We start from the raw sequence: 26,149 nt of genomic DNA, 5'->3' as shown, positions 1-26,149 counted from the left end.
CCGCAAGGCTTTCGGACCGGGCGCCGCCGTCCGGCACCACACTCTCGGACGGTGCACTGCCACCAGGCATCACACCCTCGGGCGCGACATCCCCACCGGGCGAGAGGCTTTCGGGCCGGGCCATGCCTTCCCGCACCACGCTTCCGGGCGGTGCGCCGCCATCGGGCGCCACACTCTCGGACAGGGTATTGCGGTCCGGCACCGTGGCTTCCAGTGCACCATTCGCGGCGCTGGAGAGCGCCGTTCCGGACGCGCCATTCGGGACGCCCGGCAATATGCTCTCGGGCGATATGCCTCTGGTCAGCGGGTTTTCAGATGCGGCATTCGTGGCGCCCGGCACGGCGGCAGCGGGCGAGCCATCGGTGCTGGGCAGTACGGCGTGTCCGCTATTTCCCGACGGCGCGGTGCCGCCCGGCTCACCCTTGCGATTTCCAGGTACGGTCCCGCCCGGCTCACCCTTGCGATTTCCAGGTACGGTCCCGCCCGGCTTACCCTCGCGATTTCCAGGTACGGCGCCGGCCGGCTTGCTCTCGTGTGGATCAGGAACCAGTTGCATCAGCGTCGTGAAGTCGACGACCTGGGCGCCGAGCGTGGGCGTCGCGATAATGACGCCGTTGGTGAAAAGCCGGTAGGTACCGGCGTTCTGGGGCAGCGCCAGCTCCGGCCCGAGCGGCTGGCCGACCGCGCTGCTCGCGCCGCCGATCCGGCGGTATTCGGCATCGATCGGGGATTCGGTCACGAGGGCCTGTTTACGCGGATCCACGGGCGTACCGGCACCGACCACCGGGGTGCCGAGCTCGGCGGGTGTCGGTCCGACATCGAAGGCGTAGATATCGGCCGGTTGCCCACCGTCCGGTGCCGAGGAGTACTCCGAACGCAGAATCCGACCGTCCCGCAAAAGCACGGTCCCCGCGGTCGACGCGATGGCATCGGCCACGCGCGGATCCTCCTTAGCGGTACCTGGGTACACCTGGCAGTCGGTGCTGTCGCAGGTCTGCGCGTACGGGTAACGATGCTCGGCCAATGCGTATGAACGCGCCGCGATCGCTTGTGCGCGAATGGCTTCCGTCGCACCCTTGTCGACCCAGTTGGCCTGTACCTCGGCCGGAACGACGCCGAGCAGATAATCCTCGACATCGACGCGATTCACCGTGCGCGCCTCGCCGTTCTCCATGGCGACACCGAGCGATCCGCGATATGCGGAACCGCCGCACAGGGTCAGATGTTCGGCGGCGGGGCGGTTCGGGCGCGGGTTGAGCGGATAGACCCACGGGTCGGCGGTCGCGGTCTGCCACAGCACCGCACCGTCACAGCCAGCCGTGACGACCACATTCGCACCGCCGTCGGGCAGCGCGGTCAGATGGGCGACCTGGCCGGGCGGCAGCATTTGGCCCGCGACTCGCAATCCGGCATCGGCATAGGCGTCCAGTGTCGAGTCGTCCTGGGCGAACAGCCGGACTCCGACAGTGGTTGCCGAGATTTTGCCACGCGTCGCACCCGGGTAGTAGTGGTCGAGGATCCGCTCGGCGGCCCAGCCGTCGAGTGCACTGTCGAACGCGCCGACTTGACTCATACCGCGCCCGTGGCCCGGTCCGGCCAGGGGACGGACCAGAGTGTCGGAGGGCTGGACCCAGAACCCGAGAACGGTTCCGGCCAGCACAGCAGCACCACCGATGACCAGCACCGGACGGATCGATATCGGAGCTCCCGATAGCCGCCGCCTGCCAATTCGCCCGCGCGGCGCACTCGTTTTCACCCGCAATTCTCGCTCCCCCCGCGTCGTGTCATTCCGGTGCCGTTTGCTTCGCATCCGTTCACTCCCACGGTTTTCCGGGACCCGATCGGTTCGATGCCCGTCGGCATGTCGTTCCATCCGGTCGCAATCCGAGAGCTACATTCGAGCAATCACATAATCCTCAACCAGAGGTTTAGATATGTGACAGTTGTGAACTAGTGTGGTCTTTGATGCATCAGGAAGCAACCCTGACATTCACGCAGATGATCGCTTGGTTCGACCTGATTGGAGATGCTCGTGCCGTACCGCAAACCGAAACGTTCCTACGTGCTCCCGGTTGTCACCACACTTGCGGTAGCGGCTCCGCTCGCGACATTCACGCTGAGCGACTCGACCGATTATCGCTCGACTACCGGTAGCGAGCTCGCCGCAATCCCCGCGCAATTGGCCGAGGTCGTCCTCACCACGGTGCCCGACATCACCCTGCCGCTGCGCGAACTCACCGGTCTCAACCTGCCTGATCTGCATCTTTCAGATCTACGCATGCTGCCGATTCCGGAATCCATTCCGGTGCCGCAAGGTTTGCCGCTGCCACCCGGTGTCGAGCTGCCGAAGGAAATCCCACTACCCAAGCTCGATCCCGGACAGAACGCACCGAGCCGATCACTGCCCGGACAACGGGTCCCAGGTCAATACCTCCCCGGCCAAACGCTGCCTGGCCAAACCGTTCCAGGCCAGAACACCCCTGCCCAATCACTTCCCGGCCAGAACATCCCAGGCCAAACGCTCCCCGGCCAAACGGTTCCAGGCCAGAACAACCTTAGCCAATCACTTCCTGGCCAGAACTTCCCCGGCCAGTCACTCCCCGGCCAGAACATCCCCGGCCAAACGCTCCCCGGCCAAACGGTTCCAGGCCAGAACAACCTTGGCCAATCACTTCCTGGCCAGAACTTCCCCGGCCAGTCACTCCCCGGCCAGAACGCCCCCGGCCAAACGCTCCCCGGCCAAACGGTTCCAGGCCAGAACAACCCTGCCCAGTCACTTCCCGGCCAGAACATCCCCGGCCAAACGGTTCCGGGTCAGAGCACCCCCACCCAAACACTCCCCGACCAAACCGGGCCGGGCCAGAGCACCGATGTCCAGGACGCCTCCAGCGAATCGCCGCCCACTCACACCACCTCAGATCGATCGAACCCAGGCCAAACCATCCCAGGTCAGACCCCCTCCACGGCTCATGGCGCCACCCCGGGTCAACCGGCCCAAGGCCGTTCCACGGCCGCCGCTTTCATCGCCGATCCCAGCCAGCTGGAACCCGACGTCACCCCCGACACACCGGCATTGTCACCCGGCGCAGTGCCGCCGGAACTCCTCAGCCAGGTCGGGGCGCAGGTCAAGGAAGTCAGCCGCGATACCCCGTTCAGCGTCGTCGCACTGACCGCGCACGATCTGGTCGATACAAAGGCGCTGGTCCGGGCCCGCCAGACCGATGGCAGCTGGGGCCCCTGGTACGACACCGAGGCCGTCGATACCCGTCGCAACGATCGGGCGACGGGCGGCACCACCGGCACCGAACCGATCTACGTCGGCAATACCAAGTCGGTGCAGATCCTGGTGACCCGCAAGCCAGCCGTGGCGACCACGCCGCGTCCCCCGGTCGCGGGTGACGCGGAGGGCGCCGTGCCGATGCTGCCCACCCCGGCCGCCGGACGTTCCGATGATCCGGCCCCCACCGCCGCCGCGCTGACGGCCGTGCTCATCGATCCAGGCCGCGGCGCGATCGATGGCGCACTCAACGATGTCGCCGCGGCGCTGCCCGGTGGCGGACCCAATGTCATCACCCGATCCCAGTGGGGCGCGGACGAATCCATCCGCTGTGAGGAACCCACCTACGACGATCAGCTCGGCGGCCTCACCGTGCACCACACCGCCGGTCGCAACGACTACACCCCGGCCGAATCGGCGGGCATCGTCCGCGCGATCTACACCTATCACGCAAAGACATTGGGCTGGTGCGATATCGGCTACAACGCACTGGTCGACAAGTACGGTCAGATCTTCGAGGGCCGCTTCGGCGGACTGGATCGCCCGGTGCAGGGCGCGCACGCGGGTGGATTCAACGAGAACACCTCGGGCGTCGCGTTGATGGGCAATTACGAATCCGAGGAACCTTCGGACGAGGCGATCAACGCTATCGGCCGCTTCATCGGATGGCGGTCCAAGATCGCGGGTCTGGATCCCAAGGGCTACACCACGATGTACTCCGAGGGCACCGAATTCACCCCTTATGCGCAGGGTGAGGCGGTTCAGTTGCCGATAGTGTTCGCGCACCGTGACGTCGGCAATACCAGCTGCCCCGGTGACTCGGCCTACGCCGATATGGACCGCATTCGGGATATCGCGGCGGGCATATCGGCCTCGTCCGGCACCTCTACCAGGCCGCAACAGCAGGCACAGGCGCCGTCAACCCGGCAACAGCAGACCCAGACCGATATCGCCACGCTGGCCGCGCTCACGGCCAAGCTGCTCGGCATGGTGAATCAGAATCCGATCGCCAGGCACTGGGCCGATAAGGGCGGTCCGGATGGTCCGCTCGGTGCGGCGGTCTCGGAGCCGCAGCCCACCACGCAGGGGCAGCAGTACGCGAAGTTCGTCAACGGGTACGCCTACACGGGCCCGAACGGTCAGGTGTTCGAGGTGATGGGCACGATCCTGGATCGCTTCCTCGCCCTCGGCGGCGATGCCGGGGTCCTCGGGCTGCCGATGAGCGACAGCTATGCGGTACCGAACGGGCTGCGCACCGACTTCCAGTACGGCTCATTGGTTCTCAACCAACTGACGGGCATCGTCAGCACCGTCTGGAAGACCTACAACGACACCTACCAGCAGCAGGTCAACCGCAACCCGGTCGGCCAGGTCAGCGCACCGGAGCCGGCCAGTTGATCGCACTGGTGACCGAGCCCGGATTCGCCCCTACGTCAGACCCACCAGCGCTCGAGCACTTGCGCCACACCGTCCTCGGAGTTCGCCCCGGTGACCTCGTCCGCGGCGGCTTTCGCCTCCGGATGCGCGTTGGCCATCGCGACGCCGTGGCCGACCACGGTGAGCATCGGAACATCGTTGGGCATATCGCCGAACGCGATGATCGCCGAATGTTCGACACCGAGGCGTTGGGCAATGATGGCCAGGCCGGATGCTTTGGTGACGCCGGGGGCCGAGAGTTCGATCAACCCGTGGTCGGTCGAGTAGGTGATATCGGCGCGGTCGCCGATCAGCGGTGCGAGGACCGCGCGCATATCCGCGCTGGGGGTGCCGCGTAGTCGAACCAGCATTTTGATCGCGGGCGCATCGATGACTTCGGCGCGCGAGACTTCGGTGTCATCAGGATTGAGCCAGGCATGTTCGTATTCCGGCGAACTCACGAATTGCGGTGTCACCGCGTCGTGTGCACTGGCGCCGACGCGTTCGGCGGCGAGGCCGCAGCCGGGCAGTGCGCGTTCGGCCAGGTCGGCAATCCAGGCCAGGGTGTCCACGTCCAGGGTCCGGCTGGCGAGCACGCGGTCGGCGGCGCTGTCGTAGATCACCGCGCCATTGCCACAGACGCACAACGGCGCATAACCCAACCCCTCGACCACGGGATCGATCCAGCGCGGCGGCCGTCCGGTGGCGAGTACGAACGGCACACCATCGGTGATCAGGGCGGCCACGGCCGCCTTGGTTCGCGCGGTGACCCGCTCGTCGTGATCGATGAGGGTGCCGTCCACATCGGTGGCAACCATCTTCGGCTTGGGCAGGTGCAGGCGCGTCACCTATTCCATCCTGCCGGACGACCGTCTCGGCGAGGTCGCGGCTATCACTGCGACGGCGGTCGACGCCATGGGGAGTCGTCGGCCGTCGGATCGGACTGCCGTTTTGCCAGATCCGGTGGTGGCGAAACCGGCGCCCCCTGCGGATTCGCCGCCCATTGCGGCTGTGCACCCGCCTGATCGGTACCTGCCTGCGGATACGGCTGCGCAGCGGGAACACCGGCTGACGGACCATATTGCGGATAAGGCGGATAGGGCGTCGGTCCGGACGGATACCCGGCCGGTGGCACCGCAGGTCCGGACGGATAACCAGCCGGTGGCACCGCGGGTCCGTACGGGTACATCGCCCTGGGTGCCGCGGTCACCGGCCGGTAGTCGAGCCAGCGCATCGTCGCGGGCACAAGGGCGAGCACCGCGGTGGCGACCGGGAAGATCAACCCGAACAGACCACCGATGCCGCCGCTGATCTCGGCCGCGCCGCCGCCCGAGGTGGTGTAGCGCAGGGTGATCGCGTACTCCGCGATCCCGGCGATCACCACCACCGCACATCCGGCCACGACGAGTACCCGACCGAGCGGCCGCCTGGTGAACATCATCACCGCGCCGACACCGAGCAAGAACGCCGTGGCCACCGCGATCGAACCGACCACCAGCAGGTATGTCTTGAGCCAGCTCTGCGCGAACAGGCCGGTCGAGTCGTATTCGGCGAGATCGGTGGCCAAATCGGTGAGCCCGAGCACAATATTGAATCCGCCGCCGAGCAATTGGCCCGCGCTGCCGACACTCGCCAGCACTCCGGCCGTGATCGCGGTGCCGCCACCAGGTGCCGGAGCCGATGGATAAGGCTCATATTGCGGATAACTCATGCCGTCCCCCTCGAGCGCCGAAAAGCCTGGACGCACCGTTGTCGACAGAATAGAGGACATGCCGATCCCACGCGTGTCACACGCGCTCGCACGCACGTCCTTATGATCAGGGACTAATACTCGATGCTGGCCCGACCAGCCGTAGGACCAGAGGACTGATGACCGGCTTCCTGCTACGACGCGCGCTCAATTATGTCGTGCTGTTGCTGCTGGCCTCGTTCCTGACGTTCAGTCTGGCGTCGCTGACGTTCACGCCGCTGGACAGTCTCGAACAGCGCAATCCACGTCCGCCGCAGGCGGTGATCGATGCCAAGGCCGAACAGCTGCATCTCAACGAGCCGATCCCACAGCGCTATATCAGCTGGCTGAAGGGTATCCCGCAGGGTGACTTCGGCCAGACGCTGGCCGGGCAGCCGGTCAGCGAGGAACTGCCGCGCCGGGTGCTGGTGAGTCTGCGGCTGCTGATCATCGGTTCGGTCGTCGGGACCGTGCTCGGCGTCCTGATCGGTGCGGCGGGGGCGATCCGGCAATACAAATTCAGTGACTACTTCACCACGGTTGTCTCCCTGCTGGTACTCAGCACACCGGTGTTCCTGCTCGCCACCTTGTTGAAATACGGTGCGCTGGAAGTGAATACGCTCACCGGATCACAGATCTTCCTCTATACCGGCGAGACGTCGGCGAACAAGATCAACGGTTTCTTCCCGCAATTGCTCGACCGCCTTCAGCATCTGGTGCTGCCGACAGCCGGTCTGGCCCTCGGCGCGATGGCCGGTTACAGCCGCTATCAGCGCAATGCCATGCTCGACGTGCTGCAGAGCGATTTCATCCGCACCGCCCGCGCCAAGGGGCTGACCCGCAACAAGGCGCTCTACAAGCACGGCCTGCGGACCGCGCTGATCCCGATGGCGACGCTGTTCGCCTACAGCCTCGGCGGATTGATCACCGGCGCGACCTTCACCGAGAAGATCTTCGGCTGGCACGGCATCGGTGAATGGCTGGTCAATTCGATCAATGCCCAGGACCTCTACGTTGTCGTCACGGTGACGGCATTCGCCGGTCTCGTCGTGCTGGTGTCGGGCCTGCTCTCCGATGTCGTGTACGCGATTCTCGACCCCAGGGTGCGTGTGTCGTGAGTGAGCGCAGCGAACGAACCAACAACGGAGCACGGTCCGGCGTGACGAAGCCGAGCGCTAGCGAGGCGCAGTCATGACGGAAGCCGAAATCATTGTCCAGGGCGCGCCGGAGGTCGCGGCCGCCTCGGGTCGGCGCAGGCTGGTTCTGCGGCGCTTCCTGCGCAACAAAGCCGCCGTCGCGGGCGTGCTCGTGCTGCTGATCCTGGTGCTGGTCAGCTATATGCTCCCGTACTTCTGGACGTGGGACTATCAGGAACTCGACGGCACCGCATTGCGCAAACCGCCGAGTGGTGAACATCCCTTCGGCACCGATGCCATCGGTCACGATGTGCTCGCCCAAACCCTGCGCGGTATGCAGAAATCGCTGGTCATCGGCTTCTGCGTCGCGATCATCAGCACCACCATCGCGGCGCTGACGGGTTCGATCGCCGGACTCATCGGCGGTTTCACCGATCGGGCCATCATGTGGCTGGTCGATCTGCTGCTGGTGGTGCCGAGCTTCATCATCGTCGCGTTGTTCGCGCCGAAGACGAAGGGCAGCGGGTCCATCCTGCTGCTGATCCTGCTGCTGAGCGTGTTCGGCTGGATGATCAGCGCGCGCATCGTGCGCGGTCTGACGATGAGTCTGCGCGAACGCGAATTCGTCAAGGCCGCACGGTATATGGGCGCGCCGACCAGGACGGTGATCCTGAGCCATATCCTGCCGAATATCGCCTCGATCCTGATCATCGACACCACGCTGTCGGTGGGTGCGTCGATCATGGCCGAAACCGGTTTGAGCTTCCTCGGCTTCGGTGTGCAGTCGCCGGATGTGTCGCTCGGCACGCTCATCGCCTCGGGCACCGCATCGGCGCTCACCTTCCCCTGGCTGTTCATGTTCGCCGGCGGACTGCTGATCGTCATCGTGCTTTCGGCGAATCTGGTCGGTGACGGATTGCGTGACGCATTCGATCCCAGCGCCAAACGGGCTCGCTCGCGCAAGAAGGCTGGGTCGGAAAAGAAGGTAGGGGCATGACGGGCCCAGCGGATAAGGTCGCCATCGAGAAGAACTCCACCGCACCGCTGTTGGAGGTCTCCGACCTGCGGGTCTCCTTCCCCAGCGAAGAGGGCCGAATCGAAGCGGTGCGCGGGGTGAACTACACCGTCTCCGATGGCGAAGTGCTCGCCATCGTCGGCGAATCCGGATCCGGTAAGTCGGTGTCCTCGCTCGCGGTGATCGGATTGCTGCCGGAGCAGGCGCGGATCAACGGTTCCATCCGGCTGCGCGGCCGCGAACTGCTCGGCCTCGGCGATCGCCAATTGTCCAAGCTGCGTGGACGTTCCATCAGCATGGTGTTCCAGGACCCGCTCTCGGCGCTGACCCCGGTATACCGGGTCGGCGATCAGGTTGCCGAAGCCCTACTCGCGCATACGGATATGACCAGTCGAGAGGCGTCGGCGCGGGCCGTCGAACTGCTGGATCTGGTCGGCATTCCGGAACCGGAATTGCGTGCCAAGGCGTTTCCGCACGAGTTCTCCGGGGGTATGCGTCAGCGTGTGGTCATCGCCATGGCCATTGCCAATGATCCCGCACTGATCATCTGCGACGAGCCGACCACCGCACTCGATGTGACAGTGCAGAAGCAGATCCTGAATCTGCTGCGCAAGGCGCGCGATATCACCGGCGCCGGTGTCATCATGATCACCCACGATATGGGCATCGCCGCTACACTCGCCGATCGGGTCGCGGTGATGTATGCCGGGAAGATCGTCGAAACCGCACCGGCGGCAGAGCTTTTCGCCGCACCACGGATGCCGTATACGGTCGGGCTGCTCGGCTCGATTCCGCGTATGGACGGTCCGCCGCGCAGCCCGCTGATCCCGATCGTCGGCGCACCGCCCGCCATGCACGCACTGCCGCAGGGCTGCTCGTTCGCCCCGCGCTGCCCCATCGCCATAGACGACTGCCGTGCAGCCGAGCCACCGCTGGAGAAGACCGGGCCCGGCCATTCGGCCGCCTGCATCCGCACCGCGGAAGTCACCTCCGCCGATCTGTTCGAGGCCTACCGCCAGGAGATTCCGGAACCGAGCGACGAGGCCGATACCGATGAGCGAGTGGTGCTGCGGGTTTCGGATCTGGTCAAGACCTATCCGATCACCTCGGGTGTGGTGTTCAAGCGCCGCAAAGGCGAGGTCCGCGCCGTCGACGGCATCAGCTTCGAGGTGCGCGCCGGGCGCACATTGGCGCTGGTCGGCGAATCCGGATCCGGAAAGTCCACCACACTCACCCAGATTCTCGACCTGGTAAAGCCACAGGCGGGCACCATCGAGATCATGGGCAGCGATATCGCGACCCTGACCAAGGCACGCAAGCGGGAGATCCGCCGGAAGATGCAGATCGTCTTCCAAGATCCGACGGCCGCACTGGATCCGCGGCTGCCGATCTTCGATGTGCTCGCCGAACCGATGCGCATCGATGGCCGTCCTCGCGCCGAAATCGCCCAGCGGGTACCGGCATTGCTCGAACAGGTCGGTCTGCGGCCCGAACACGCCGACCGTTATCCCGCCGACTTCTCCGGCGGCCAGAAACAGCGCATCAGCATCGCCCGCGCACTCGCCCTGGATCCGGAGATCCTGGTCCTCGACGAACCGGTCTCGTCACTGGACGTGTCGATTCAGGCGGGTGTGCTGAATCTGTTGCGCAACCTGCAGACCGAACACGGCCTGTCCTATCTGTTCGTCTCGCACGATCTTTCGGTGGTTCGCAATCTGGCCCACGATATCGCGGTGATGTATCGCGGGAAGATCGTCGAGGCCGGACCTGCCGAACAGATCTTCGACCGTCCAAGCAACGACTACACCCGGGCGTTGATCGATGCGGTCCCGGTCCCGGTCGTCAGCCGATAGAGGGAGACCGCGATGCGATCGACAACCCGAACCAAATGGGCAGCGCCAGTTGTCGCACTGGGTCTGATCGCGGCGGGGTGTGGTTCGGGCGGCGATTCGACGGCGGGGCTGTCGGATACGCTCGGCACCACCAATGACATCAACCCGATGAGCGTCGACGAAGTCAGCGACGGTGGGAATCTGCGCCTGGCGACCACGTCGTATCCGGCCAATTGGAACACCCTGTCCAACGATGGCAACGACGGCGAAATAGCCGACATCGAACGGCCGCTGATGCCCCGCTCGTTCGATACCGACGCCGCGGGCGAATTGTCCATCAACAAGGACTATTTCACCGATATCGCGCTGACCGACACCAACCCGCAGCAGGTCACCTACACGATCAATCCGCGGGCGGTATGGTCCGACGGCAATCCGATCACCTGGGAAGACATCAAATCCGAGGCCAACGCGCTCAGTGGTAGGGACAAGCGGTTCCTGATCGCCATCACCAATGGCTTCGAATTCGTGGACAAGGTGGAGCGCGGCGTCGACGACCGCCAGGCCGTCCTGACCTTCGGCCACCCCTACGCCGAATGGCGCGGACAGTTCGCGGGCAACGCCTCGCTCTTTCCGAAATCCGTGACCGCCGATCCGGATTCGTTCAACAACAGCCTGGCCGATGCGATGGGGCCCAGCGCCGGACCGTTCCAGGTTGTCGCCACCGACCGATCACAGGGTCGAATCGTATTGGGCCACAACCCGAAATGGTGGGGCGCCAAACCCAAACTCGACACCATTACCTACAGTGTGCTCGATCACAGCGCCTGGACGACGGCGCTGCAGAACAATGAACTCGACCTGGTGCAACTGACCACGGTCGACGATGTCCAGACGGTGCGCAATACCGGCGGCCTGGTGGTGCGCCGCGCACCGGGCAATCGCTGGCGCCACATCACCTTCAATGGCGCACCGGGGTCGATCCTGTCCGATGCCGAGGTGCGCGTTGCCATTTCCAGGGCCATCGATCGTCAGGCGATCGTCAGCGCGATTCAGAACGGGCTGGTGGAGAATCCGAAGCCGCTGAACAATCACATCTTCCTGCAGGGGCAGTCGGGCTACCAGGACAATAGCCTCGGCTTCGATCCGACTGCCGCGGCGCGCGAACTCGACGAGGCGGGCTGGAAGCTCAACGGCGATGTGCGGGAGAAGGACGGGCGCAAGCTCGTCATCCGCGATGTGATGTACAACGATCCGACCTGGGTGCAGATCGCCCAGATCATCCAGCAGAACCTCGCCGGGATCGGCGTCGGACTGACGATCGACACCAGGCCCGGCGCCGGATATTTCACCGACGTCATCCAACCCGGCGATTTCGACGCCGCCCAGTTCATCTGGGTGGGTGATGCATTCGCGTTCAGCAGTATTCGCCAGGCGTACTACTACGACCCGAACGACCTGCAGGGCAATTACGCGCGCGTCGGCTCGCCGGAGCTCAATGCCCTGATCGATCGCACCCTCTCGGAACTGGATCCGAAGAAGGCACTAGAGCTGGCCAATGAGGTGGATCGCAAGGTGTTCGAGGAGGGTCATTCGCTACCACTGATGCAGAGCGACGGCAGCTTCGGCGTCCGCGCGAATCTCGCCAATATCGGTTCCCCCGGCCTCGCGTCCTACGACTACACCAAGATCGGATTCGTGAAATGACAACAGCACGTATCGCCCGGCAGCGCCGGGTGGCAATGCGGATCGCGGCACCCGCCGTCGCCATCGCGCTGATTCTGTCCGGGTGCGGGTCGGGCGATGACGTGACGGCGGGGTCCAGCTCGATCGGCACGGCCAACGACATAAATCCGAAGGATCCGAGCGAACTGCGCGACGGCGGCAATCTGCGGCTGGCACTGACGAATTTCCCGGCGACCTTCAATGCCTCGCATGTCGACTCCGATGGTGAAGTAGCCGATCTGGTCTCGTGGGCGCTGCCGGGCTCGATCAAATCCGATGCGGCCGGCGAGATCACCACCGACACCAACTACTTCACCGAGATCAAACTCACCAATACGAATCCGCAGACGATCGTCTACACGATCAATCCCAAGGCCGTCTGGACCGACGGGACGCCTATTACCTGGGAGGATCTGAAATCCCAGGCCGAGGCGCTCAGTGGACGCAATCCGGCCTTCCAGGTTGCGGCAACGCAGGGCTACGCACAGATCGGCTCGGTCGAACGCGGCGTCGACGACCGGCAGGCGATCGTCACCATGGCTCAGCACTATGCGGAATGGCAGGGCATCTTCAGCACGGTCTACCCGAAGGCGTCGACCGCGACCCCGCAGGCCTTCGACGATGTCAACCGCAACGGTCTGCCGGTTTCGGCGGGTCCGTTCATGATCACCTCGATCGATAAGGCGCAGCAGCGGATCGTATTGGGCCGCAATCCGAAATGGTGGGGTGATACGCCGAAGCTGGATACGGTCACCTACAGCGTGCTCGACTACTCCGCCCGGCTGAACGCGCTGCAGAACAACGAACTGGACTCGGCATCGGTATCGGGCATCGATGAGGTCAAGACCGCCTCGAACGCGCCCGGCATCAAAGTGCGTCGCGCACCGGCGCCGCGGTTCTCGCACTTCACCTTCAATGGCGCGCCCGGCTCGATCCTCGCGGATCCGAAACTGCGCGTCGCCATTTCGAAGGGTATCGACCGGCAGGCCATCGCGACCTCGGCCCAACAGGGGGTCGTGGTCGACCCCAAGCCGCTCGACAACCACATTTTCATGGTTGGTCAGAAGGGCTATCAGGACAATGCGGCATCGGTGGCCTACAACCCCGAACAGGCCGCAAAAGAACTCGACGACCTCGGGTGGAAGCTCAACGGTGATGTCCGCGAAAAGGACGGCCGCAAGCTGGAAATCCGCGATGTGATGTACCAGCAGGAGAGCTGGGTGCAGATGGCGCAGATCGCACAGCAGAACCTGGCGAAAATCGGCGTCAAACTGATCATCCAGACCTACCCGGGCAACGGGCTGTTCACCGATGTGGTCGACCCCGGCAACTTCGATATCGTCCAATTCACCTGGAGCGGTGGCATTCTCCCGCTGGGTGCGCTGCCGCAGATCTACGCCTTCGATCCGGCCAATACCTTGAGCAACAAGGGCAAGATCGGCACACCCGAACTGAACGCCCTGATCGAGCGGACGATTGCCGAACTGGATCCCGACAAGGCCATCGAGCTCGCGAACGAATGCGACAAGATGATCTTCGAGGAGGGCTTCTCGCTGCCTATCGTGCAGTCCGCGGGCACCGTGGCGACGCGCGAGGGGTTGGCCAATTACGGCGCCTTCGGTCTGGCCTCGGCGGATTACACCAAGGTGGGGTTCGTGAAATGAGATTGGCAATAACGATCGCTGTCCCCGTTGTCGCGCTCGGCCTGATCGCGACCAGTTGCTCCGATAACAGCATCACCCCCGGCACGGTCGATATCGGCAGCACGAACGACATCAACCCGAAGGATCGCAGCGAACTGCGCGACGGCGGCAATCTGCGCTTGGCGCTGAGCTCGTTCCCGGAGTCGTTCAATTATCTACACGTCGACGGCAATACCGAAAGCACTGCCTCGGTTATCAATCCGACCCTGCCGTCGCCGTGGGTCAGCAATGCGGCGGGCGAGCTGACAGTCGACCACAATTACTTCACCGATATCGAGCTGACCAATACCAGCCCGCAGCAGGTCACCTACACGATCAACCCCAAGGCCGTATGGTCCGACGGCACCCCGATCACCTGGGAGGATCTGCGCTCGGAGGCGGCCGCGCTCAGCGGTGAGGATCCCGGTTTCCTCATCTCGTCGGCCAGTGGATTCGACCGGGTCGCGAAGGTCGAACGCGGCGTGGACGATCTGCAGGCGATCGTCACCTTCGACAAACCGTACGCCGAATGGCAGGGCCAGTTCGCACCGCTGTATCCCAAGGCGGTCACCGCGAATCCGGATGCATTCAGCAACGTCGACCGCGACGGCCTGCCGGTCAGTTCGGGGCCGTTCATCATTGCTTCCATCGATCGCGCGCAGAATCGGATCACCCTGGGGCGCAATCCGAAGTGGTGGGGCGATACGCCGAAGCTGGACACCATCACGCTGAGTGTGCTCGATGATTCCGCGGTGCTGCCCGGTATCCAGAACAACGAGATCGACTACGCGTATATGTCCGGGATCGAGAATGTGACCGGCGCGCGGAATTCGAAGAATGTGGTCATCCGACGCACCCCCGAGCCGAGCTGGTCCCATCTGACCTTCAACGGCGCGCCCGGTGCGCTGCTGTCGGATCCGCAACTGCGCATTGCCATCTCGAAGGCGATCGATCGGCAGGCGCTGGTGAGTGCCGCCCAGAACGGTGTCGTCGACAACCCGACACCGCTGAACAACCACATCTACATGAAGGGCCAGAAAGGCTATCAGGACAATTCGGCGCCCATCGCCTTCGATCCGGACGAGGCGGCGCGAATGCTCGACGCGCTCGGCTGGAAGCTCAACGGCGACGTCCGCGAGAAGGACGGCCGCAAACTGGAATTGCGCGATGTGATGTACCAGCAGGAAGCCTGGGTTCAGACCGCGCAGATCGTGCAGCAGAACCTGGCGCGGGTCGGGGTGAAGATGACCATCCAGACCGTGCCCGGCAGCGGACTGTTCAAGAATGTGATCGATCCCGGCAACTTCGACATCGCCCAGTTCAGTTGGGGCGGCAGCGTTCTGCCCTTGGGCGCGCTGCCGCAGATCTACGCCTATGATCCGGCGAATCTGATGGGCAATAAGGCCCGCATCGGATCCCCGGAGCTGAACGCGCTGATCGAACAGACCATTGCCGAACTCGACCCGGCGAAGGCCATCGAACTGGCGAACAAATGCGATCAGATGATCTTCGCCGAGGGCTATTCGGTGCCATTGCAGCAGGCCTCGGGCACCTATGCGGTCCGCGACAACCTCGCCAACTACGGCGCCTTCGGCCTGGCCTCCCCCGACTACACCAAAGTCGGCTTCCTGAAGTGAAAATCGGAGCGGGCCACCCCCTGGCCTATCCGGTCTGCGTGACCATCGGCGCCCTGGTTGTTTGTCTGGCCTGGGCGCCGTTCGGCGACCTCGACCAGGTGGCGGCATTGGCGACCGTTGCGGTGGGCATGATGGGCTATACGGGATTTCAGCTCGCAAGGGCGTTGGGCATGCTGCCGAATGGGTTGGCAGACGTCGGGCCACGCGGGCTGGAGCGCACGGATACGTCTCGCGGCGACAGCGATGACGGCCCGCGCCGTAATACATCTGGCAGCGTCGGCGCACACTTCGATGCCGACCGCGGGAACTCGGATACCGGTAGTGGTGGTGTGGAACGTGCAGATACCACGCGCACTGTGGAGATCAAGCGGGTGCGCCAGCAATATCGGCTCGTCAGCCGCAGCTGGCTCGAGATCACCGAGAACTATCGAACCCGCTGGTTACCGGTATTTTTCGAGCCCGCATTACTCGCCATGACCGAAACCGAGGCCGAGGTGGCCGACCGATCCGTCGACACCGCCACCCTGCACTTCTACCCATCCGGAAAGGCACGCACCTCCGAACCGCCTGGTCGTCTGATCGACAACCCCTCCCGCCCCGATCCCGACGCCCCGATCCTCGCCACCGACTCCGCCCGGATCCGCCGCCGCCTCCTGCTCGACGCCCAGTCCACCGTCGCCGCCCCCTTCGTGGCCCTGATGTGGGTTTACGTTGCCGCGGGCGGCTTCACCGCGTTTATCGCCGCCACCGCCGTCGCCGCTGCCACCGCCATCTGGCTCGCCGCCATCCGCGGCTCCGACCCGAGCTGACTCGTGCTGTCCGACACTGCGCCGACGACTATTCGAACGCCGCGGGTGTGGTACCAGTGCGGGCCGCACCGATTTGTGGAGCTGCCGCGGCGTCTTCACCCGCTGACCGAGTAGGTCGCGGCTATTCGAATGTGATGGGCCGACCGAGCACGCCTTCGCCGAGGTCCCGCTGCGGGTCAGCGACCCGGGACGCGGCCTGACACCACTGCTCGCGACGCCGATGTGGCTGTGCTCCTCCCATTCGGCCACCCGATCGGCGAAGCCACGCGTATACCCGCCGCTGCCAGCGGAACGACGGATGCACCATAGTGCCCGCACCAAGTGCCTCACGGTGCGGCGGACTGCGCTCGAGGTCGGTGCCGCGCCGGTCGCGTAGTCGATCCGACCGACACTGGTCTGACCACTTGACCTCCTGACCTTTTTGGCGCAGAGTGGCGGTATGGCGTTGCAACCTGTGGTCAAGCGTTCGGTGTCGGGCGATGTGTTCGAGCAGATCGCGGCGGATGTGCTCAGTGGGGAGTTGGCACCTGGGGCGACCCTGCCGAGTGAGCGGCAGTTGGCGGAGGCGTTAGGGGTTTCACGGCCCGCGGTGCGCGAGGCACTGCAACGGCTGGCGGCGGCCGGACTGGTGGCGGTGCGGCAAGGGGATGCGACCACCGTGCTGGACTATCGGCGCGGAGCCGGACTCGAGGTGCTGCCCCGATTGCTGGTCCAGGCCGGTGAGTTGGACCCGAAGGTCGCGCGCAGCATTTTGGAGGCGCGGCTGCACAACGGCCCCAAGGTGGCCGAACTGGCGGCGATCCGGCTCGGCAGAACCGAGTCCGACACCGTGCGTGCCGCTTTGGATCGCACCGTCGAAGCGCTTGCCGCCGAACAGGATCCGATCGCACAGCAGCGGCATGCGATGGAGTTCTGGGATCACATCGTCGACGCCGCCGACTCCATCGTGTTCCGGCTGATGTTCAACATGTTGCGCGGCGCCTACGAACCCGCTCTCGCGGCGCTGGCCCCGATCATGTCCGCCGAGGTGGGCAATGTCGAGGCGTATCGAAACCTGGCCGCCGCCATCGAGGCCGGTGCAGCGGAACAGGCCGAAAACACCGCTCGGGCACTGCTCGAACCGGCCACCAAGGCCCTGATCGAAGTATTGGAGGGTGCTGAAAACATCGAACGCTGACAGCGAATGCGATCCGGTGTCGGCATCCCGGATCACCGCAGCGGTTCGGATTATCGCTCGGTGCGCCACCGAATGGACCGCACCGACTGGCTCCATCGAGGAAAGACCATGACGAAACCACAATCATCCAGCAAGGATTCGGCCACCGAGCGCGTGCATCAGGACGAGCGGACGCTGCGCCGCGGCCTCTCGCTCGGTGGCGCATTCCGGGAATTCATCCGGCACCCCTCGCCCTGGCTGATCGGCACCACCCTGCTGGTGGCGCTGATCGCCCGAATCATCGTTGGCGACTGGCAATTGACCGATGCGCTGGTACCCGCGGTCATGCTCGCGGTTTTCCCGATCTTCGAATGGATCGTGCATGTCACGGTATTGCATTGGCGGCCGCGCCAACTCGGGTCGATCCCGATCGATAGCGAACTGGCCCGCAAACACCGTGAGCACCATGTGGATCCGCGGAATATCCCGCTGATCTTCATCCCGACCAAGACGCTCTCGGTACTGGTCGTCGTCCTGATCGCGATCGCGACCCTGGCCTTTCCACGCCTGGGCCTCGGCCTGACCTTCCTGCTGATGATCACCGCCCTCGGCCTCGGCTACGAGTGGACCCACTATCTGATCCACACCGACTACAAGCCGAAAGGCTCACTCTACCGGGCGGTTTGGCGCAACCACCGCCACCACCACTACAAGAACGAGCACTACTGGTTCACCGTGACCACTTCCGGCACCGCCGACCGCCTGCTCGGCACCTATCCGGACCCGGCGACCACCGAAACCTCCCCCACCGCCCGCCATCTCCACTCCGCCTGACCGGTACCGACCTCAGTCCGCCCCGAGCAGGCGGCGCGCGATCACCCCGGCACGGTCCGCCGCTGCCGGGGAGTTCTCGCGCACGGCGGTGACTATCGCACCGTCGACGAGCAGCGCGAATTCGGCAGCCAGTTCCTCGGCATCGGATCGGCCCGCGGCGGTGAGGATTTCGGCGAGGTATTCGATGACGCGCCGCTTGTGCCGATCGGCCGCATGGTGGGCGGCCGCGTCCGGATCGGCCACTTCGACCATGGTGTTGATGAAGGCGCAGCCGCGAAAGTCCTTACGGGCGAAACGTTCCGAGAGTGCCTCGAAGACAGCTAGCGGACGGTCCATCGGGTCGCCCGCCTTGGCTTCGACGGACTCCCGCAACCATGTCAGCCAGCGCCGATCCCGGTCCTCGAGTACGGCAACGACCAGGTCGTCCTTGCTCGCGAAGTGACGATAGAAGGACGCGCGGCCGACACCGGACTCCTGCAGCAGGCGATCGATGCCGACCGCCCTGATGCCATCGGCGTAGAAGAGTTCCTCGGCGGTGGCGAGCAATCGCTGCCTGGCCTGTGTTGCCATGGGATCCACCGTACCAGGACGGCACCGGTCGGTACCATTTGATTTGACACCTTCGGAACCGATCGGTACCGTCTCAACTCGGTACCGATCAGTACCGTCAGGTTCGAGTTTGGAGTCACGATGTCTCGGCTACCGCTTGTATCGACCGAAACCGCCGACACCGAGCAGGCCGATCTGCTCACCGAGGTGCGGCGCCAACTGGGCCGGGTTCCGAATCTCTACGCCACGATGGCGAACAGCCCCGCGACACTGCGCGGCTACCTGAACATGCGCGACGCACTGACCCGCGGCAAGCTCTCCGCTCGCGTCCGCGAACAATTGGCCCTGCTGATCGCGAGCGAAAACGGTTGCGACTACTGCATTGCCGCACACAGCATGCGAGCGGGACGGATGGGTTTCAGCGAGGAGGCCATCGCGGCCACCAGGGCGGCGCATGCCGATGATCCGCACGCGGATGCCGTGCTGCGGGTCGCGCGCGAGGTGCTGCGATCACGTGGCCGGGTCGACGATCACGTCATCGGGGCGGCCCGCGAGCGCGGCGTGAGCGATGCCGAGTTGAGCGAGGTGGTCGGCCATATCGCGCTGAATATTCTGTCGAACTACTTCAACCATGTCGCGCAGCCGGAGCTGGACTTCCCACCGGCCGCGCCGACGAAAGGCACCGCGATGACCGCGAAATGGCGCAAGGCCACCAATGTCGCTCTGGTCGACGGATATTCGCTGCTCGACCGGAACGGACAGCCGGTGCGTACGGTCGATGATGTCGAGGTGTCGATCGAGGGCGGATTCCTGCACGTCAAGGTTGCGGACTCGGCCGAGGTGCAGGTGGTTTCCGCGCCCGCTGTCGCGCTGGTCACGTACCGTCCCGAAGCCTGAGCGCACAACACAGAGCCCGGCCCGGTCCAGCACCGAGCCGGGCTCTCGGCGTTCCCGCCCTCATACCCTCGCCCCGTATCGTCTTGACAACGTACCCTAGGGGGGTATGGTAAAGAGGAGTTCGACGGGACGGCCCGCCGAACGATCCGAACGGAGCCTCCTGATGAACGCAGCAAGCAAGTTCGCCGGCTTCACCCTCGGTCTCGCGGCGGTCTTCGGGATCGCACTGGCCGTCGGCGCCAACCTCGGGCCGGAACCCGCCGAGTCCGCACACGACTCGAAGGGGCACGAGGCCATGGGCGAGTCCGGAGCCGACGAGCTGCCCGCGGGACTGATGGCCAGCGAAAACGGCTACACCCTGCGCTTGGACACCCCGCAGACCAGCGCGGCGGCGAATGTTGCGCTGCGGTTTCGCATCCTGAACCGCGACGGCGCACCCGTCACCAGTTACGTCCGCAGTCACGACAAGGATCTGCACCTCATCGTGGTCCGCCGCGATATGGCCGCCTTCCAGCACGTACACCCGGTACTCGACCAGGCCGGAACCTGGAGCGTCCCGCTCGATCTCAGCCGCGCCGGTGATTACCGGGTGTTCGCCGATTTCACCCCCGATGGCGGCGAGAATCTGACGCTCGGCGCCGATCTGCGGGTCGCGGGTACCTACGACGCGCAGGCGCTGCCAGCGCCGTCGACTACCGCGCAGGTCGGCGCGTACACCGTCGCGCTGAATGGCACGGTCACGCCGGGCCAGGCGTCGAAGGTCGTGCTGTCGGTCAGCCGCGATGGCAAACCGGTCACCGATCTGCAGCCCTACCTCGGGGCCTATGGTCACCTCGTGGCATTGCGCGCTGCCGACCTCGCCTACCTGCACGTCCATCCGGATGGCAGCCCCGGCGACGGCGTGACCCCGGCCGGACCCGGCATTACCTTCTACGTCGACGCGCCGAGCGCGGGCGACTACCGACTCTTCCTCGATTTCCAGCACGAGGGCGTGGTTCGCACCGCCGAATTCACCCTCCCGGTCGCCGGTACCGCGCCGATCCCGGCCGCGGAACCCGCTGGACACGGCCACTGATCGCTACCCTGAGTCGCACAGAACGGAGCACACGATGACCACCGCGACACAACCATCCGCCGGACAGGTCGAATTGGTGATCGGTGGCATGACCTGCGCATCCTGCGCCAATCGCATCGAGAAGAAGCTGAACAGACTCGACGGCGTCACCGCGACGGTCAACTATGCGACGGAGAAGGCGCGAGTCGATTTCAGCGGTGATATCTCACCGGAGCAGTTGATCGCCACCGTCGAGCAGGCCGGTTACAGCGCCGCGCTGCCGAAGATCGAAGAACCCGCGGCCACCATCCCCGACGAGGATCCGACGGCCGCGCTGCGGACCCGACTGCTGGTTTCGCTGGTGCTGACGGTTCCGGTCATCGCGCTGGCAATGGTGCCCGCGCTGCAGTTCGACAACTGGCAGTGGCTTTCGCTCACGCTGGCCGCGCCGGTCGTGGTGTGGGGCGCACTGCCCTTCCACCGGGCCGCGTGGACCAACCTGCGGCACGGCACCGCCACCATGGACACCCTGGTGTCGATGGGCACGCTCGCGGCGTTCGGCTGGTCGCTGTACGCGCTGTTCTGGGGCACGGCCGGAATGCCCGGCATGAAGCATCCGTTCGAGTTGACCATCGCGCGGATGGACGGCACCGGCAGCATCTACCTGGAGGCCGCGGCCGGGGTCACCACCTTCATCCTGGCCGGACGCTTCTTCGAGGCGCGCTCCAAGCGGCGGGCCGGGGCGGCGCTGCGGGCGCTACTGGAGCTCGGCGCGAAGGAGGTCTCGGTGCTGCGCGGCCCAGGGGGACGGCAGCTGACGGAGTCGGCGGGGTGGGTACATGCAGTCGAGGAGCGCATTCCGGTCGAGCAGTTGCGCGTCGGCGACACCTTCGTGGTCCGCCCCGGCGAGAAGATCGCCACCGACGGTGTGGTCGTCGAAGGTTCCTCCGCGGTCGACGCCTCGATGCTCACCGGTGAATCGGTGCCGGTCGAGGTCGGTCCCGAGGATGCGGTGGTCGGCGCGACGGTCAATGTCGGCGGGCGGATCGTAGTGCGGGCCGATCGCATCGGCGCCGACACCCAGCTAGCTCAGATAGCGAAACTGGTCGAGGACGCGCAAACCGGCAAGGCGCAGGCCCAGCGGTTGGCGGATCGGATCTCCGGGATTTTCGTGCCGATCGTGATCGCGCTGGCGGTCGCGACGCTCGGATTCTGGTTGGGCACCGGCGGTTCGGTCGCCGCGGCCTTCACCGCGGCGGTCGCGGTGCTGATCATCGCCTGCCCGTGCGCGCTCGGGCTGGCCACGCCGACCGCGCTGCTGGTCGGCACCGGTCGCGGTGCGCAGCTGGGCATTCTGATCAAGGGTCCGGAGGTGCTGGAGTCGACCCGTCGCGTGGATACCGTGGTGCTCGACAAGACCGGCACCGTCACCACCGGCAAGATGACCCTGCTGGATGTCATTGCCGCCGAGGGCGAGGACATCGCCGAGCTGCTCGCACTGGCCGGGGCGCTGGAGGATTCGTCGGAGCACCCGATCGCCCAGGCGATTGCCAAGGGCGCGCGGGATAAGGTCGGCACACTGCGGCAGGTCGAGGATTTCACAAATATCGAGGGCCTGGGCGTGCAGGGTGTGGTGGACGGTCATGCAGTAATCGTCGGACGCGCAAGGCTGCTCGCGGACTGGTCGCAGCGGCTGGACACCGAGCTGGAACGGGCCATGCACACGGCCGAAGCCGATGGCAAGACCGCCGTCGCGGTGGGTTGGGACGGGAAGGCACGCGGCGTGCTCGTGGTCGCGGATGCGGTGAAACCGACCTCAGCCGAGGCGATCGCGCAGCTGAAGGCGCTCGGTCTCACCCCGATCATGCTGACCGGCGATAACACCGCCGCCGCGAAAACCATTGCGGCACAGGTCGGCATCGACGAGGTGATCGCGGAGGTGCTACCCGCCGACAAGGTCGACACCGTCAAGCGACTGCAGGCCGATGGCAAGGTGGTCGCGATGGTCGGCGACGGCGTCAACGATGCCGCGGCCCTGGCCCAGGCCGATCTCGGTCTGGCAATGGGCACCGGAACCGATGTCGCCATCGAGGCCAGCGATCTGACCCTGGTCCGCGGTGACCTGCGCGCGGCCGCCGATGCGATCCGGCTGTCCCGCCGGACCCTGGGCACCATCAAGGGCAATCTGTTCTGGGCGTTCGCCTACAACGTGGCGGCGATTCCGCTCGCCATGGCCGGATTGCTGAACCCGATGCTCGCGGGCGCCGCGATGGCCTTCTCGTCGGTCTTTGTGGTCAGCAATAGCCTGCGCTTGCGCGGCTTCCGCTCCACCGCCCAGTAAAGGATCGGGCGGGACGGCGCCAAATGCCGTCCCGCCCGATCCATTGCTCACTGCAAAATGCCGCTATTTCCCAAGCCCATCGCGGCGCTTCCGGTGGCCCATGCAGCGGCAGCACTTCCGGTCGCGGCCAAGAGGGAGAGCAAAATCATCGGTTCGACCTTTCGTAGGGCATCGATCAGCAATCGAAAGCTACTGGCGCCCAACAGTGTCCACAATCGGCTAGGCAATACTCTCGGCAACCTCTCGCGACATTGCCAGCCAATTCCCAGCATGAAATTTCGCGGTTATCTCGGCGAGCCGGACGGCTTCGATATCGCCTGTCCGGTTCGCCCAGCGGACTATCGCCTGGACGCCCCCGGCCTACCGAGGCAGTGTCGACTGTTGAGAACCCGGTCGGTCACCACGGCCGGGACCGCACCTCAGGAGCCAGTCGATGCCGACCATGGACAATCCGGAAGTCCCGCCCGCCGTATATGTCCGGATCGACCGCGACGTCGATTACGGCTACGGCATCCGCCCGATCGGTCCGGTCGAAGTGATCCTGGAGGCCGGACTTGTCGACAAGTTCTCCAGTGGCGCACGGCAATTGGTTGTGCGATCGAATTCGATTCGTGACGAGGCCGATCCGCCGGAGACGGTTCGCGACGAGGGCAATCCACTGGCAACGGTTCACGACGAGAGCAATCCGCCGCCATCGGTTCGCGACGAGGCCGATCCGCCAGAGACGGTTCGTGACGAGGGCAATCCACTGGCAACGGTTCACGACGAGAGCAATCCGCCGCCATCGGTTCGCGACGAGGCCGATCCGCCAGCGATGATCCGTGACGAGAGCAATCCACTGGCAACGGTTCACGACAAGAGCAATCCGCCGCCATCGGTTCGCGACAAGAGCAATCCGCCTGAAACGATTCGCGACGAGGGCGATCCGCCTGAAACGATTCGCGACGAGGGCGATCCGCCGACCAAGAACGGGCTTTGAACGTTTGCTACGGGGTCGGACGAGAGGTCGACTCGGCGCACCGCACACCGACCAAACCCGGGACGCCTGGTGGCCGTGGCTATTTCAATACCATTCAGAACGGTTCGCTCTATCGGACCCGCAAACCCTGGGACACGGTATCTGGGGGCGTTCGAAACGAATGGGCACGTTTGAATCCGACCAGCGACACCGAACGGCGCCATGTGCTCGGGCGCGATGTCGAATATGTTCGAACACGGCGAAATAGCGTGGTCCCGAGGACGGCCGCCGTAAAACGTTATTGATAATCCGCGCTACCGTTGGTCGCGCTGCGCGAACAGCGCTGCTCCGGCACCGGTGAGCTGGTCCCACGCCTGCTGGCGACCGGTCGCGATCAGTAGCAGGGCGGCGACCGGCCCGGTGATGACGGATCCGTCACCAGCGGCCCAGTCGGTGTCCGATGCGACGAGGCGATAGCCGGTGAATTTCTTGCGGGCGTGAAACGGGGCGCCCATCGTCCAGATTCGGTGGATCGCCGATCGGGCTGCCGCGATCGGCATCTCGCGGTTGATGCCGAGCGGGACCGCGATGTCTTGGCCGTGCACCAGGAGGTCCATCAGGCGATCGACCGGTGTCGTGCCGATCGCGGTGACCCGCGCGTCGATGCTGTCGCGCAGTTCGTCGAGCAGCTGTTGGGTCGTGACGCGGTCCGCGTGCCGAACAGCGGTATCGCGAATCGCCCGGTCCAGGTTGCCGCGGGCGCGGATGACATTGATGAGAATCCAACCGATGCGGACGCGGGCCGATAGCACGACGTGCGCGACGATGTCGCGAACGCGCCAGCCGGCGCACAGCGAAGGATGGTCCCAGTCGGCTTCCGACAGCGGCTCGAGTAGTTCGACCAGACTGGCTCGCTCGGCGGCGACAGCCCGCCAGATCTGGTCCATCGTATCCTCGGCCATTCGCGTATCTCCTTGTCTCGGTGGGTGTTCCAGTAGGCTAGAAACTCCACCGAGGTGGAGGTTCCAGCGATTGTGACCGAGAACACACGCCGCGACGGCCTCGTGAGTATCGGAGAGCTGTCGCGAGCGACCGGCGTGCCGGTACGTACGCTCCGCTTCTATTGCGACAACGGGGTGCTGGAATCGCGGCGCAGCGGCGGCGGGCACCGGTTGTTCGATTCGTCGACCGCGGTTGATCAAGTGCTATTGGTGCGTCGGCTCCGCACACTCGGTCTGAGCCTGCCGGCAATCATCGAGGTGCTCACCGGAACCCTGTCGATCACCGATGCGATCACTGCCGAACGGGCCGCACTCGATACCGAACTCGGCGTACTTTCCTGGCGGCGGGCATCGTTGCGCGCCGTCGAGGATGCACCACCCACCGAACGGGCCGCTCGCCTGGAATTGCTTGCCGCCGTACAAGATCGGCATCGCGCCCACGAAAGTCTCGTGACGTTCTGGCGCAAGCTGCTCGCGCCCCTACCGTCGACAACGTTCGACGCATTCGTCGAAATGAATATCCCACGCCTACCCGCCGATCCGACTCCCCACCACATCGTCGCCTTCGCCGAACTCACCACCCACCTCACCGATCCCGCATGCACTGCCGCAATGTCACGCCAACTCTGGCGGACGAACCCGACCCGAATCCACGACAAACTCGCACTGGTCGTCGGGGTTGCCGAAGCATGCGCAGCCGTGGCCACCCTCGGCGCCGCACCACCACACCCCGGCCCCGAACTCGACCGATTCATCCACGCCCACGCCACCGCCCGGCGCGACCACGACACGCCAAGCCTGCGACACCAACTCCTCGACAACGCACCCGACAACGACCCACGCATCCACCGCTACTGGAACCTGACCACCGAGATCACCGGAACCACTACCGCGGGCTCCGCCCTCGACTGGCTCGACCGAGCCCTCACACAGTGGGCCGACACCGACGTCCACGCATGACCACCCACCCGCCCTAGGTCACGCCTCTCGTCCGGGCACCCGCCTCTCGTCCGGGCACCCGCCTCTCGTCCGGGCACCCGCCTCTCGTCCGGGCACCCGCCTCTCGTCCGGGCACCCGCCTCTCGTCCGGGCACCCCGTAC

20 protein-coding genes are annotated in these 26,149 nt (G+C 65.1%); 15 read left to right on the top strand and 5 right to left on the bottom strand.

Features of this window, described 5'->3' with window-relative positions; all coding sequences use genetic code 11:
- Window positions 1–1,684 (bottom strand): SpoIID/LytB domain-containing protein (locus AB0L58_RS19050; RefSeq protein ID WP_364388333.1); only part of this gene is annotated, 1,684 nt, incomplete at its 3' end.
- Window positions 1,685–2,026: 342 nt separating this feature from the next.
- Here AB0L58_RS19050 and AB0L58_RS19045 point away from each other — a divergent pair.
- Window positions 2,027–4,675 (top strand): N-acetylmuramoyl-L-alanine amidase, encoded by a 2,649-nt coding sequence (locus AB0L58_RS19045; protein WP_364388331.1) that lies wholly within the window; start codon window positions 2,027–2,029, stop codon window positions 4,673–4,675.
- Window positions 4,676–4,710: 35 nt separating this feature from the next.
- On the opposite strand, the gene AB0L58_RS19040 is transcribed toward AB0L58_RS19045, so the two are convergent.
- Entirely contained in the window at window positions 4,711–5,532 is an 822-nt protein-coding gene (locus tag AB0L58_RS19040; protein ID WP_364388818.1) for an HAD family hydrolase, read from the bottom strand.
- A 53-nt stretch (window positions 5,533–5,585) separates the two neighbouring features.
- Window positions 5,586–6,404: a hypothetical protein gene (locus AB0L58_RS19035; protein ID WP_364388329.1), complete on the bottom strand. Its 819-nt coding sequence runs from the start codon at window positions 6,402–6,404 to the stop codon at window positions 5,586–5,588.
- A 158-nt stretch (window positions 6,405–6,562) separates the two neighbouring features.
- Here AB0L58_RS19035 and AB0L58_RS19030 point away from each other — a divergent pair, with 158 nt between their 5' ends.
- The 9 genes from AB0L58_RS19030 to AB0L58_RS18990 all read left to right on the top strand — a co-directional run bounded on the left by AB0L58_RS19030 (window position 6,563) and on the right by AB0L58_RS18990 (window position 18,248).
- Window positions 6,563–7,540, top strand: coding sequence for an ABC transporter permease (locus AB0L58_RS19030; protein WP_364388327.1), 978 nt, complete (start codon window positions 6,563–6,565; stop codon window positions 7,538–7,540).
- Between the two features lie 73 nt (window positions 7,541–7,613).
- The gene (locus AB0L58_RS19025) at window positions 7,614–8,555 is read left to right on the top strand and encodes an ABC transporter permease (protein ID WP_364388325.1); all 942 of its coding nucleotides are present in this window, start codon (window positions 7,614–7,616) and stop codon (window positions 8,553–8,555) included.
- Window positions 8,552–10,426, top strand: coding sequence for an ABC transporter ATP-binding protein (locus tag AB0L58_RS19020; RefSeq protein WP_364388323.1), 1,875 nt, complete (start codon window positions 8,552–8,554; stop codon window positions 10,424–10,426). The genes AB0L58_RS19025 and AB0L58_RS19020 overlap by 4 nt, the downstream gene beginning before the upstream one ends.
- Before the next feature lie 12 nt (window positions 10,427–10,438).
- Window positions 10,439–12,112: an ABC transporter family substrate-binding protein gene (locus AB0L58_RS19015; protein ID WP_364388321.1), complete on the top strand. Its 1,674-nt coding sequence runs from the start codon at window positions 10,439–10,441 to the stop codon at window positions 12,110–12,112.
- Window positions 12,109–13,794 (top strand): ABC transporter family substrate-binding protein, encoded by a 1,686-nt coding sequence (locus AB0L58_RS19010; protein WP_364388319.1) that lies wholly within the window; start codon window positions 12,109–12,111, stop codon window positions 13,792–13,794. The genes AB0L58_RS19015 and AB0L58_RS19010 overlap by 4 nt, the downstream gene beginning before the upstream one ends.
- The gene (locus tag AB0L58_RS19005) at window positions 13,791–15,449 is read left to right on the top strand and encodes an ABC transporter family substrate-binding protein (RefSeq protein WP_364388317.1); all 1,659 of its coding nucleotides are present in this window, start codon (window positions 13,791–13,793) and stop codon (window positions 15,447–15,449) included. The genes AB0L58_RS19010 and AB0L58_RS19005 overlap by 4 nt, the downstream gene beginning before the upstream one ends.
- Window positions 15,446–16,258 carry a hypothetical protein gene (locus AB0L58_RS19000; RefSeq protein ID WP_364388315.1) on the top strand — a complete coding sequence of 271 codons (813 nt, stop codon included), beginning with the start codon at window positions 15,446–15,448 and terminating at the stop codon, window positions 16,256–16,258. Before AB0L58_RS19005 ends, AB0L58_RS19000 begins: the two co-directional genes overlap by 4 nt.
- Window positions 16,259–16,697: 439 nt before the next feature.
- Window positions 16,698–17,435: a GntR family transcriptional regulator gene (locus AB0L58_RS18995; protein WP_364388313.1), complete on the top strand. Its 738-nt coding sequence runs from the start codon at window positions 16,698–16,700 to the stop codon at window positions 17,433–17,435.
- A gap of 108 nt (window positions 17,436–17,543) precedes the next feature.
- Window positions 17,544–18,248: a sterol desaturase family protein gene (locus tag AB0L58_RS18990; RefSeq protein WP_364388311.1), complete on the top strand. Its 705-nt coding sequence runs from the start codon at window positions 17,544–17,546 to the stop codon at window positions 18,246–18,248.
- A gap of 12 nt (window positions 18,249–18,260) precedes the next feature.
- On the opposite strand, the gene AB0L58_RS18985 is transcribed toward AB0L58_RS18990, so the two are convergent.
- Window positions 18,261–18,818: a TetR/AcrR family transcriptional regulator gene (locus AB0L58_RS18985; protein WP_364388309.1), complete on the bottom strand. Its 558-nt coding sequence runs from the start codon at window positions 18,816–18,818 to the stop codon at window positions 18,261–18,263.
- 120 nt (window positions 18,819–18,938) lie between these two features.
- Here AB0L58_RS18985 and AB0L58_RS18980 point away from each other — a divergent pair, with 120 nt between their 5' ends.
- The 4 genes from AB0L58_RS18980 to AB0L58_RS18965 all read left to right on the top strand — a co-directional run bounded on the left by AB0L58_RS18980 (window position 18,939) and on the right by AB0L58_RS18965 (window position 24,068).
- Window positions 18,939–19,694 (top strand): carboxymuconolactone decarboxylase family protein, encoded by a 756-nt coding sequence (locus AB0L58_RS18980; protein WP_364388306.1) that lies wholly within the window; start codon window positions 18,939–18,941, stop codon window positions 19,692–19,694.
- A gap of 163 nt (window positions 19,695–19,857) precedes the next feature.
- The gene (locus AB0L58_RS18975; protein WP_364388304.1) at window positions 19,858–20,769 is read left to right on the top strand and encodes a hypothetical protein; all 912 of its coding nucleotides are present in this window, start codon (window positions 19,858–19,860) and stop codon (window positions 20,767–20,769) included.
- A 34-nt stretch (window positions 20,770–20,803) separates the two neighbouring features.
- Window positions 20,804–23,089 (top strand): heavy metal translocating P-type ATPase, encoded by a 2,286-nt coding sequence (locus AB0L58_RS18970; protein WP_364388302.1) that lies wholly within the window; start codon window positions 20,804–20,806, stop codon window positions 23,087–23,089.
- Between the two features lie 433 nt (window positions 23,090–23,522).
- Window positions 23,523–24,068: a hypothetical protein gene (locus AB0L58_RS18965; RefSeq protein ID WP_364388300.1), complete on the top strand. Its 546-nt coding sequence runs from the start codon at window positions 23,523–23,525 to the stop codon at window positions 24,066–24,068.
- Window positions 24,069–24,361: 293 nt separating this feature from the next.
- Here the strand turns inward: AB0L58_RS18965 and AB0L58_RS18960 are convergent, their stop codons facing one another.
- Entirely contained in the window at window positions 24,362–25,009 is a 648-nt protein-coding gene (locus tag AB0L58_RS18960) for a maleylpyruvate isomerase family mycothiol-dependent enzyme (protein ID WP_364388298.1), read from the bottom strand.
- 72 nt (window positions 25,010–25,081) lie between these two features.
- Between AB0L58_RS18960 and AB0L58_RS18955 the strand changes: the two genes are divergently transcribed.
- Entirely contained in the window at window positions 25,082–26,008 is a 927-nt protein-coding gene (locus AB0L58_RS18955; protein WP_364388296.1) for a MerR family transcriptional regulator, read from the top strand.
- Window positions 26,009–26,149: the final 141 nt, after the last annotated feature.

The organism is Nocardia sp. NPDC052112 (genome assembly GCF_040680135.1).
Taxonomy (GTDB): domain Bacteria; phylum Actinomycetota; class Actinomycetes; order Mycobacteriales; family Mycobacteriaceae; genus Nocardia.
The sequence above is the reverse complement of the archived record's forward strand: the minus strand, read 5'-3'. Positions and strand labels throughout refer to the sequence as shown.

Coding starts and splice junctions, on each gene's coding strand:
- AB0L58_RS19045 (WP_364388331.1), top strand. CDS start 2,027: ATGCTCGTGCCGTACCGCAAACCGAAACGTTCCTACGTGCTCCCGGTT.
- AB0L58_RS19035 (WP_364388329.1), bottom strand. CDS start 6,404: ATGAGTTATCCGCAATATGAGCCTTATCCATCGGCTCCGGCACCTGGT.
- AB0L58_RS19030 (WP_364388327.1), top strand. CDS start 6,563: ATGACCGGCTTCCTGCTACGACGCGCGCTCAATTATGTCGTGCTGTTG.
- AB0L58_RS19025 (WP_364388325.1), top strand. CDS start 7,614: ATGACGGAAGCCGAAATCATTGTCCAGGGCGCGCCGGAGGTCGCGGCC.
- AB0L58_RS19020 (WP_364388323.1), top strand. CDS start 8,552: ATGACGGGCCCAGCGGATAAGGTCGCCATCGAGAAGAACTCCACCGCA.
- AB0L58_RS19015 (WP_364388321.1), top strand. CDS start 10,439: ATGCGATCGACAACCCGAACCAAATGGGCAGCGCCAGTTGTCGCACTG.
- AB0L58_RS19010 (WP_364388319.1), top strand. CDS start 12,109: ATGACAACAGCACGTATCGCCCGGCAGCGCCGGGTGGCAATGCGGATC.
- AB0L58_RS19005 (WP_364388317.1), top strand. CDS start 13,791: ATGAGATTGGCAATAACGATCGCTGTCCCCGTTGTCGCGCTCGGCCTG.
- AB0L58_RS18995 (WP_364388313.1), top strand. CDS start 16,698: ATGGCGTTGCAACCTGTGGTCAAGCGTTCGGTGTCGGGCGATGTGTTC.
- AB0L58_RS18990 (WP_364388311.1), top strand. CDS start 17,544: ATGACGAAACCACAATCATCCAGCAAGGATTCGGCCACCGAGCGCGTG.
- AB0L58_RS18985 (WP_364388309.1), bottom strand. CDS start 18,818: ATGGCAACACAGGCCAGGCAGCGATTGCTCGCCACCGCCGAGGAACTC.
- AB0L58_RS18980 (WP_364388306.1), top strand. CDS start 18,939: ATGTCTCGGCTACCGCTTGTATCGACCGAAACCGCCGACACCGAGCAG.
- AB0L58_RS18975 (WP_364388304.1), top strand. CDS start 19,858: ATGAACGCAGCAAGCAAGTTCGCCGGCTTCACCCTCGGTCTCGCGGCG.
- AB0L58_RS18970 (WP_364388302.1), top strand. CDS start 20,804: ATGACCACCGCGACACAACCATCCGCCGGACAGGTCGAATTGGTGATC.
- AB0L58_RS18965 (WP_364388300.1), top strand. CDS start 23,523: ATGCCGACCATGGACAATCCGGAAGTCCCGCCCGCCGTATATGTCCGG.
- AB0L58_RS18960 (WP_364388298.1), bottom strand. CDS start 25,009: ATGGCCGAGGATACGATGGACCAGATCTGGCGGGCTGTCGCCGCCGAG.